The 9,249-nt window shown below is 71.2% G+C and carries 10 protein-coding genes; 5 read left to right on the top strand and 5 right to left on the bottom strand.

All coding sequences use genetic code 11. The features are described from left to right. Window positions 1-278: 278 nt before the first annotated feature. The 4 genes from ABZ297_RS45240 to ABZ297_RS45225 all read left to right on the top strand — a co-directional run bounded on the left by ABZ297_RS45240 (window position 279) and on the right by ABZ297_RS45225 (window position 4,700). The gene (locus ABZ297_RS45240; protein WP_355360272.1) at window positions 279-1,763 is read left to right on the top strand and encodes a M20/M25/M40 family metallo-hydrolase; all 1,485 of its coding nucleotides are present in this window, start codon (window positions 279-281) and stop codon (window positions 1,761-1,763) included. Between the two features lie 195 nt (window positions 1,764-1,958). Continuing rightward, complete coding sequence (locus tag ABZ297_RS45235; protein ID WP_355360269.1) at window positions 1,959-2,849, top strand: hypothetical protein; 891 nt, start codon at window positions 1,959-1,961, stop codon at window positions 2,847-2,849. Window positions 2,850-2,903: 54 nt separating this feature from the next. Next, window positions 2,904-3,791, top strand: a complete 888-nt coding sequence (locus tag ABZ297_RS45230; RefSeq protein WP_355360266.1) for a hypothetical protein — start codon at window positions 2,904-2,906, stop codon at window positions 3,789-3,791. A gap of 21 nt (window positions 3,792-3,812) precedes the next feature. Continuing rightward, window positions 3,813-4,700 carry a hypothetical protein gene (locus ABZ297_RS45225; RefSeq protein WP_355360263.1) on the top strand — a complete coding sequence of 296 codons (888 nt, stop codon included), beginning with the start codon at window positions 3,813-3,815 and terminating at the stop codon, window positions 4,698-4,700. Window positions 4,701-4,749: 49 nt separating this feature from the next. On the opposite strand, the gene ABZ297_RS45220 is transcribed toward ABZ297_RS45225, so the two are convergent. After that, window positions 4,750-5,883, bottom strand: coding sequence for a UDP-N-acetylglucosamine--N-acetylmuramyl-(pentapeptide) pyrophosphoryl-undecaprenol N-acetylglucosamine transferase (locus tag ABZ297_RS45220; protein ID WP_355360260.1), 1,134 nt, complete (start codon window positions 5,881-5,883; stop codon window positions 4,750-4,752). 179 nt (window positions 5,884-6,062) lie between these two features. Between ABZ297_RS45220 and ABZ297_RS45215 the strand changes: the two genes are divergently transcribed. Then, complete coding sequence (locus tag ABZ297_RS45215) at window positions 6,063-7,022, top strand: Ppx/GppA phosphatase family protein (RefSeq protein WP_355360257.1); 960 nt, start codon at window positions 6,063-6,065, stop codon at window positions 7,020-7,022. A gap of 792 nt (window positions 7,023-7,814) precedes the next feature. Here ABZ297_RS45215 and ABZ297_RS45210 read toward each other — a convergent pair. The 4 genes from ABZ297_RS45210 to ABZ297_RS45195 form a co-directional block, all read right to left on the bottom strand. After that, complete coding sequence (locus tag ABZ297_RS45210; RefSeq protein ID WP_355360254.1) at window positions 7,815-8,192, bottom strand: hypothetical protein; 378 nt, start codon at window positions 8,190-8,192, stop codon at window positions 7,815-7,817. Beyond that, on the bottom strand, window positions 8,171-8,698 hold the full coding sequence (locus tag ABZ297_RS45205; RefSeq protein WP_355360251.1) for a TSUP family transporter: 528 nt from the start codon (window positions 8,696-8,698) through the stop codon (window positions 8,171-8,173). The genes ABZ297_RS45210 and ABZ297_RS45205 overlap by 22 nt, the downstream gene beginning before the upstream one ends. 113 nt (window positions 8,699-8,811) lie before the next feature. After that, window positions 8,812-9,033 (bottom strand): hypothetical protein, encoded by a 222-nt coding sequence (locus tag ABZ297_RS45200; RefSeq protein ID WP_355360248.1) that lies wholly within the window; start codon window positions 9,031-9,033, stop codon window positions 8,812-8,814. Window positions 9,034-9,038: 5 nt separating this feature from the next. Beyond that, window positions 9,039-9,194: a hypothetical protein gene (locus ABZ297_RS45195; protein ID WP_355360245.1), complete on the bottom strand. Its 156-nt coding sequence runs from the start codon at window positions 9,192-9,194 to the stop codon at window positions 9,039-9,041. Window positions 9,195-9,249: the final 55 nt, after the last annotated feature.

Genomic DNA, 9,249 nt, shown 5'->3' with positions numbered 1-9,249 from the left:
CCGTGTTCCTGCTCGTCGGCCCCGTCGCCGCCCTCGACTTCGACCACCGCTACGTCACCCCCGCCATCCCGCTCGCGTGCGTGGCCGCCGCGCTGGGAGTGGCAGGGCTGGCACGCCGCCGCACCGCCCCTGACCTGGGAACACGTTCGGAGCGACTACCCTCGGCAGGGTCCTGACAGAGCCCGAGATATGATCTTGCGCGCTTGTGTCAGATCTTCGCGAAAACCGCTGAACCCGCGGAATCGCGCGGTCCATCTCGCCCCCTGAGGAGGGCGCACGTGCGCAAACTGGCCATGGGTACCGTCATCGGGCTGGCGGTGACGCTCGTCACGACGCCGCCCGCGCATGCCGATGCTCCGCGTCTGGCCGACCTGGTCCGGATCGGTGCCATCCGGGCGCACCAGCAGGCGCTCCAGACGATCGCCGACAACAGCGGCGGCACGCGCGCCGCGGGCGAAGCCGGCTTCGAGCGGTCCGTGAGCTACGTCGTGCGCAAGCTCAAGCAGGCAGGCTTCAAGCCGACGATCCAGACCTTCGCCTTCCCCTACTACCGGCAGGTCACGCCCGCGCTCTTCGCCCAGACCGCCCCGTCGCCGGCGGCCTACGCCTACGGCACCGACTTCGGCACGCTCGACTACTCGGGCGCCGGCGACGTGACGGCCGGCGCCTCGGCCGTGGATCCCGACGCGACAGGGACGGGCAGCGGCTGCGAGGCCGACGACTTCGCCGGCTTCCCCGCCGGTGACATCGCGCTGATCCGCCGGGGTGGCTGCACCTTCGAAGTCAAGGCCGGCAACGCCCAGCAGGCCGGAGCGAGCGCCGTCGCCGTCTACCAGCGCCCCGACGTCCCCGACGGCCCGGTGGAAGGGCACGTGGGGCACGCGTTCACGATCCCCGTGGTCGGCCTCACCAACAAGCTCGGTGTGCAGCTGGTCCAGGCGGCGAAGGCCGGCGGCCTGAAGCTGCACGTCACGACCGACACCGTCAACGAGCAGCGCACGGCGTCCAACGTCCTGGCCGAGACCGCGCAGGGCAGCCCCGATCACGTGGTCGTCGCCGGCGCGCACCTCGACAGCGTGACCAAGGGGCCGGGCATCAACGACAACGGCAGCGGCGTCGGGACCGTCCTCGCCATCGCCGAGAACATCGGCAAGCTGGGCAACCGGGTCGGCAACAAGGTCCGCTTCGCCTTCTGGGGCGCGGAGGAGGGCGGCGACCTCGGCTCGAAGTACTACGTCGCGCACCTCGGCGCCGAAGAGAAGGCCAAGATCGCTCTCTATCTGAACTCCGACATGCTCGGCTCCCCGAACGGGGTCCGCGGCGTCCTGGACGGTGACGACTCCCTCGGCAACGGCACCAATCCGCCCCCGGGCTCGGACGCGATCGAGAAGGTCTTCGCCGACTACTACGCCGGCCGCGGCCTCGCGCTCAAGCAGGACCCGTTCACCGGCAGCTCCGACTACCAGCCGTTCATGGACGCCGGGATCCCGGCGGGCGGCCTGCGCTCCGGCACCGATGCCGTCAAGACGGCCGAGGAGGCCGCCGTCTTCGGCGGCACGGCCGGGGTGGCCTACGACTCGTGCTATCACCTGGCCTGCGACACCTACGACAACGTCAACACGGTCCTCCTCGACCAGCTCGCCGACGGCACGGCCACCGCCGTCGAGACGTTCGCCCACCGCGCGCCGGCGGTGAACGGCGGCGACGCGCGTCCGGCCAGGACGCCCCGCCAGGTCGACGGCGAGGACGACCCGGCTCGCTGACCGCGACTCCCGGGAGGCGGGCCACGTCCGCCTCCCACGGCCCCAACCTTGTTCAGTGGCGAAAGCCCTCGTCAGCGGGGGTCCGATGGCGTTGTCGTATTCCGGGTCCCTTGCGTAAGGCTGCCTTTTGCGCGGAATGTTACGTAGTATCCGGACAACACGAGCGTTGGGGGCGCCAGGGTGCCAGGGCAGAGCGTGGGTGTGGTGGTCGATCCGGGAGTGCCTGCGGAGATCGCCGGGATGTTGCGCGCCAACGCTCCGCTGCTGTCCAGGATCAGGTCCGGCTGGGTGCCTCCGGCGACGGTGCCGTCCGAACCCCGCAGGAGGAACTCCTCGGGCCTGGCGCTCCTGGCCGCCACGCCGGTGGTGATCGCGCTGATGGCCGTGCTGCTGGAGTCACCGGCGGCGCCGGTCGGGTTCGTCCTGTTAGGCGGGTTCGTCTTCGTGGTCCTTGTCAAGATCGCCTCGATCAACGAGCTGCCCCAGGTCGAGCGCCCGCACGAGCGGGTCGTCTACGAGCAGGCCCGCTGGTACGACGGCCGCTACCTGCTCCCGGAGCAGTTCGACGAGGAGGCCCGGCTCGTCCTCGGCAGGGCGCAGCGGGCCATCGGCGCCGTGCTGCGCTCCCACGTCAACGCCGAGGGCCTGCTGGACGGCGCGCGCAACGCGGTGCTGCTGCCCGAGCAGGAGTGGGAGATCGCCAGGCTCCTCGCCAAGCTCTCGGCCCTGCGCGGTGAGCACAGGGAGCTCCTGGCCAGGGGGATCGCGCCGGAGGTCGCGGCCGTCATCGAGCCGCTGGAGCGCGCCCTGGTCAACAGCGAGTCCGCCGTCGTCGCCCGCGTCGAGGCGCTGGAACGTTACGCCGGGCACGTCGCCGAGGCCGAGCGCGCCTACCACGCCCGCGGCCAGATCGAGGAGCTGCGCGCGCGGCTGCCGCGCTACGAGGAGCTGCTGGCAGAGTCGGGGGCCGACGCGCTGGCCGTCCCGGAGATCGAGCGGCTCGCCGAGGACGCCGACGAGCTGGAACAGGTGCTGCGCCGGAGCGTGAGCTCCGCCCACGAGGCGTTCCGGTACCTGGAAGGCTGACATCCGGACAGATCGTTACATAGGATTAATCATGTGCCGGGGCCTGATACGAAGGTGGTAGTCGATCCAGCGGTGCCCGACGCGACCGCCGAGCTGTTACGTGACAACCGTGACCTGCTGCTCAGGATGCGCACCGGCTGGAAGCCCGCCCACAGACGGCGCAACAGCGCCCTCGACGTGGCGCTGCGCACCGCGACCAGCGGGCTGGCCGCGGTGGCCGCCGTCATCGGGCTGTACTTCTTCGGCGCCGGACGTTACACGCCGTTCGTCCTCGTCATGACCCTGGCCGCGCTGCTCGTCGTCGCGCTGCTGCTCGGACCGAGGCCCGACGCGGAGGTGGAACGCCAGCTGCTGGCCGAACTGGACGTCTACGACAGCGCCCGCAGGCACGAGGGCAGCTTCGTGCTGCGCGAGGACCTGGACGAGGCCGCCAGGCCGCTGCTCGCCCGCACCCAGGCGGCGATCGACGCGGTCCTGGACTCCCGCGTCAACGCCGAGGGCCTGCTGGACGACGTCCGCAACGCGGTGATGCTGCCCGAGCAGGAGTGGGAGATCGCAAGGCTGCTCGCCAAACTGTCGGCGCTGCGGAGCGAGTACGGGGAGGTCGTCGCGGAAGGCGTCACGCCCGAGGTGGCGGCGGTCGCCGAGCCGCTGGCGGAGGCGCTGCGCAGCAGCGAGAGCGCGGTCGTGGCCCGGATCGAGGCGCTGGAACGGTACGCGGGCCACGTGGCCGACGCCGAGCGCGCCTACCGGGCGCGGCACCAGATCGAACGGCTCAGCGCCGGCCTGCCGCGCTACGAGGAACTGCTGGCCGAGTCGGGCGCGGACGAGTTGGCGGGGCCCGAGCTGGGCCGGCTCGCCGAGGACGCCGACCGCCTCGAACGGGCGTTACGCGACAGCGTCAGCTCGGCCCACGAGGCGTTCCGCCACCTTGGCCGCTGACAGCGAATTATCATGCGACTTGTGGCGAACGTAGTGGTAGATCCGGAGGTGCCGCAGGAGGACGCCGACCTGCTCAGGCAGAGTGAGCAACTGTTACTCAGGATGCGCCACGGGGGGACCGCCGAGCCGCCGTCGGCGAATTCCGGACGTGCCGGCCGGCTGGCACTGTTGATCGGCACCCTGATCCTGATCTTCCTGATGGCGACGCTCGGCGGCCTGGTCACCGACGCGGGCGGCGCGCTGGTGCTCACCCTCATCGGGGTGCCCCTCGTGGTCGTGACGCTGCTGCGCAGAGACCTCGACGAGGACGACGACGTCGTCGCCGAACGCGCCGTCTACGAGCAGCTGCGCCAGTACGAGGGCCGCTACGTGCTCCCCGGCGACCTCGACGACTCCTCCCGGCGGCTGCTCGAGCGCGCCCATCAGGCCATCGCCACGGTGTTCGCGTCGCGAGTGCAGGCCGAGGGCCTGCTGGACGGCGCGCGCAACGCGGTGATGCTGCCCGCCCAGGAGTGGGAGATCGCAAGGCTCCTCGCCAAGCTGTCGTCGCTGCGCTCCAGGCACCGCGAGACCGTCTCCGACGGGCTCGCCCCCGAGGTGGCCGCGGTCGCCGCGCCGCTGGCCAGGGCGCTCGACAGCAGCGAGGACGCCGTCGTGGCCCGGGTGGAGGCGCTGGAACGGTACGCGGTGAACGTCACCGAGGCCGAGCGCGCCTACCGGGCCCACGAGCAGATCGAGGAGCTGCGGGGCAGGCTGCACCAGTACGAGGAGCTGGTCGCCGAGGCGGGGGCCGACGGCTTCGCCGCCCCGGAGCTCGCCGCGCTCGCCGAGGACGCCGGTCAGCTCGAACAGGCGCTGCGGCGGAGCCTGAGCTCCGCCCACGAGGCGTTCCGCTACCTGGACCCCTGAGCCTCCCGCGAGTCCGTTCCGCCGCCCGCACCCGGCGTGGGGCGTCCCGTTATCCGGCCCCCTGGGCCGTCGCCAGCAGCACGTCGCAGAGCGCGTCGGCCGCGTCCACGCGGCCCAGCTTGTGCGCCGCGTCGGCCATCGCGCTCCTCAGCCCGGGGTCGGCCAGCAGCGGCATCAGCTCGGCCAGCAGCTGGTCGGCCGTCGGGTGCGGCTCCAGCAACGCGCGGGCCGCACCGGCCGAGGCCAGGTAGCCCGCGTTCTTGCGCTGCTCGTCGCCGCCCGTCGGGATCAGCGGGATGAGCACCGACGGCTTGCCGATCGCGGTCAGTTCCGAGACGGTGCCCGCGCCGCTGCGCGCCACCACCACGTCCGCCGCGGCGAACAGGTCGGGCAGCTCGCCGCCCACGTACGGCACCGGGTGGTAGCGGTCGGCCAGCTCAGGTGGCACCTCGACGGCGCGCATGTGGTCGATCCAGGCGGGCCCGCACTGGTGCACGATCTGCGCGTGCGGGAGCAGCCTGGGCAGGATCTCCGCGATGAGCGTGTTGATCTGCTTGCTGCCCTGCGCGCCGCCCGTCACGTAGATCAGCGGCACCTCGAACGTCAGCCCGAACAGGTCGTAGGCCGCCGCCCTGTTGCCCTGCAGCAGCTCCGGCCTGATCGGGTTGCCGGTGACGACGGCCTTGGCCCTGGCCGAGGCGGGCAGGTACTCCAGCGACGACTCGTGCGACAGCGCGATCCGTGTCGCCAGCCTGGCCAGGATGCGGTTGGCCAGCCCCACCACGGTCGTCTGCTCGTGCATGACCAGCGGGCGCCTGATCAGCTTGGCCGCCACCCCGATCGGCACCGCCACGTACCCGCCGGTCGACAGCACCACGTCGGGCAGGTAGCGGGCGGCGTGCCCGATCGCCTGGAAGACGCCCACGGGGATGCGGAACACGTCGGCGATGTTGGTGCCGAGCTCCCTGATGTTGGGACGCCGGCGCAGCTTGCCGGTGGTGATCGCCTTGAAGGGGATGCCGTGCTCGGTGGTGATCCTGGCCTCCAGGCCGTTCGCGGTGCCCACCCAGAGCACGTCGTGCGGCACCTGACGTCGCTGGACGGCCGACAGGGTCGTCAGGGCCGGGTAGGTGTGACCGCCGGTGCCGCCGCCGGTGATCAACAGTCGCAGGGTACGTGACATGCGATCAGACTATTGCCGCGGAACGGAAACCTGTGTCCCAGGTGCGGGCGCGGCGCGCGCACGGAGGAGCCCTCGCGGGTGCTTGGACGTCCCCGCGTGCCCGCCCACCTGGAACGGCGCGCCCGGCCACGCCGGGGGGCCGCTTCGCCGTACGGGCCGTTGACCGGTAGCGTCGTGCCATGCGACTCGGCGTGCTGGACATCGGCTCGAACACCGTCCATTTACTCGTCGTCGACGCCCATCGAGGCGCCCGGCCCATTCCCGCGTACTCCCACAAGGAGGAGCTGCGCCTGACCGAGCACCTCGACGACGACAACAACCTGTCCGCCGCCGGGATCGAGCTGCTCGGCGAGTTCGTCGAGGAGGCGGTGGGCATCGCCGAGGACAAGGGCGTCGAGGACTTCCTGGCCTTCGCCACCTCGGCCGTGCGCGAGGCGGCCAACGGCGAGCAGGTCCTGGCGCAGATCGACGACCGGTGCGGGGTGAACATCCAGGTCCTGTCGGGGCGCGACGAGGCCAGGCTGACGTTCCTCGCCGTGCGCCGCTGGTTCGGCTGGTCGTCGGGGAGGCTGCTGGCCCTCGACATAGGAGGCGGCTCGCTGGAGATCGCCGCCGGGGTCGACGAGGAGCCCGACGTGGCGGTCTCGCTGCCGCTCGGCGCGGGGCGGCTGACCCGCGACTGGTTCACCGCCGACCCGCCGCCGGCCGACGAGGTGCGCACGCTGCGCAGGCACGTCCGCACGGAGATCGCCCGGACGGTCGGTGACGTGGTCAAGTACGGCGAGCCCAACCGCGTCGTGGCCACCTCCAAGACGTTCAGGCAGCTGGCCAGGATCGCGGGCGCGGCGCCGTCAGGCGAGGGCCCGTACGTCTCCCGCTCGCTGTCCAGGCAGGCCGTCGCCGAATGGGCGGTCAGGCTGACCGGCATGGGGTCGGCGGAGCGGGCCCAGCTCTCGGGCGTCTCCGAGGCCCGGGCGCCGCAGTTGGCGGCCGGAGCCCTCGTCGCCGACGCCACCATGGACCTGTTCGAGGTCGACCGGCTGGAGGTGTGCCCGTGGGCGCTGCGCGAGGGCGTCATACTGCGCCGTCTCGACGCGCTGCCGGGCCGTCTCGACCAGTCGGGGAACGTTTCGGGGTAGCGCGATATATCCGTCTCTGGGGGCATAAGCTGCGGTGATTCGGGCACGTCCTGCGGGATGTTGGCTGTGCTCGGCACGATCGCGTCCCTGGTGATCGCCTTAACCCTCGCATTCCTGGCGGTGTTCCTGCTCTCCGTGGTCCTCCTCGTCACCCTGGCGGTGCTGGCGGGCTCGACGATCAGACGGACGCAGCCTCGAACTGGGCCCCGGACAGAGCCCTCAAGGGGCCCGCAGGGGGCACGACCCGGGCTCCGGCCGGGACAGTCCGGCCGCCCCGAACGCCACGAACGCCAGGAAAGGCGCGGGCACCCGGAAAGCCGCGAGCATCCGGAGCGCCCCGGGCGGCAGGTGAGCGCCCCCATGAGTTAGGGCCGAGAACCAGCGACTTGCCGCCGAGATCGAGCAGTTCGCGCGGGTGGTCAACGTGCTGACCGTCGAAAACCACCAGCTTCGGCAGGCATCCGCCCAGGGCAGCAACCTGTTGCCGCTTCCGGTCAGACCCCTGACCGATCACTGCAGGCCCAGGCCGGCGTCGAACGCTCTTCGAGCATGCGGAGGCATCGACATTCTGGTGGCGGGTGACGGGCGGCGGGCAACGTCCCTCTGAACGTCGTTGTCCTCGTTGACTCCAGCACCAAGGACATCGGAGCTGTTCAACGTCTCCGGGACAACGACCAGCTGGCCAAGAACGGCCTCGTCGAGATCAGCGAGTTCACGGGAACCGCCGACGCCGACGTTGAGGACTTGTTCGACCGGGACTTCTACCTTGAGCTCGTCAACCGGGCCTACAGTTCAGAACTCGCGACCCCGATCACCGATGCGGACCTCAACGCCAAGGACCCACGCATCGTCCGGCAGATCGAGGCCGTCTTCAAGCAGAGGAAGATCGCTAAGCGGTTCAACCACTACAAGCCGGCCGCGGTCCTCCTCCGTGAGCAATCCGCGCTGGTGCCCAACATCGACGCAGCCACCATTGATGGAACCGGCGACCATGACGGCGGCGAAGCGGAGGTTGGCGCCCAGGACGGCGAAGCTGCCGTCGCGGCTGTAGCGGGCGAAGGCGACCAGCATGGTGGGCAGGGAGACGACCAGGGACAGGCTGCCGGCGGTCTTGATGTCGACGGAGTAGAGCAGCACAATCGTCGGGATCAGCAGCTCGCCTCCGGCCACTCCATGATCGCGGCCACCACCCCGATGCCAAACCCGGCCGCGACACCGGCGATCGTCTGTGCTGGGCCGGGCAGGGCCAGCGTGCCCAGGGCGGTCGTGTGGGTGAGGACCAGGGCGGCGGCCATGAGCACCATCAGGGCCGCGAGCACTCTATAGAGGGTGGCGGTGCGCATCCTGACCGCCCAGGATGCTCCTGCCCAGGCGCCCAGAAGGCTTCCGGCCAGCAGGTTCGCCGCGACGCTCCAATGCGCGGTCAGGTCGGTGAAGGGGACGGCGGCCAGCCGGGCGGGCAGCGCGACCAGCACCACGATCAGGCTCATCGCCTTGTTCAAGATGACCGCTGATAGGGCGGCGAACCCGAAGAGACTGATCAGCAGCGGCAGCCGGAACTCGGCGCCGCCCAGGCCGATCATCCCGCCCAGCACCCCCACCGCCGCGCCGGCGGCGAACGCCAGCGGCAGCGAGCGCGCCGCGCGGGCGGGGACGGCGTCCTCGTCCAGGGTCATGCCGGGCACGCTCCTGCCCGCCTTGGTGCTCGCCTCGAAGAGGCCATTGTTGCGGAGTCGATGGCCGTGCCCGGCGGGCAGGGGGCGCTCGGATCCGGAGAGCGGGGGGCTGGTCAGCCTGCTGCCGGTTCGGTGAGCCGGGCTTCCAGGTCGGCGATCATCTCGGTGAGCAGACCGGTGTTGTGGTGCCTGACCACCTGAGGGCCGATCTTGTCGATGCCGGCGATCTTCGTGATGCACTCGTCGGCGGCCTTGGCCATGGTGTCGAACTCGGCGCGGGCGATCGAGCCTGGACTGGCGGCGGCGAAGATGGTGGCGCGGTGCATGTCCTTCATGGCCGTTATCGCCGTTCGGGCGTCTGATAGGTGGCATGGGTGACCCGGTCGATCCCGGCTGTCTTGGCATCCTCGATCAGGCGCAGCAGTTTGGCGAACCCCTCGTGGGGGGCGGGGGCGCGGCCCACGGGGTGGGGGTAGCCGGACAGGGGATTGAGCAAAGCAAAAACACCCAAGGGCGGGGGCCCCGCGGGGCCGCGGGGGCCCCCCCGCGGC

The organism is Nonomuraea sp. NPDC005983, from assembly GCF_040614375.1.
Lineage (GTDB): Bacteria > Actinomycetota > Actinomycetes > Streptosporangiales > Streptosporangiaceae > Nonomuraea.
Note: the sequence above shows the minus strand (reverse complement) of the source record. Positions and strands in the feature narration are given on the sequence as shown.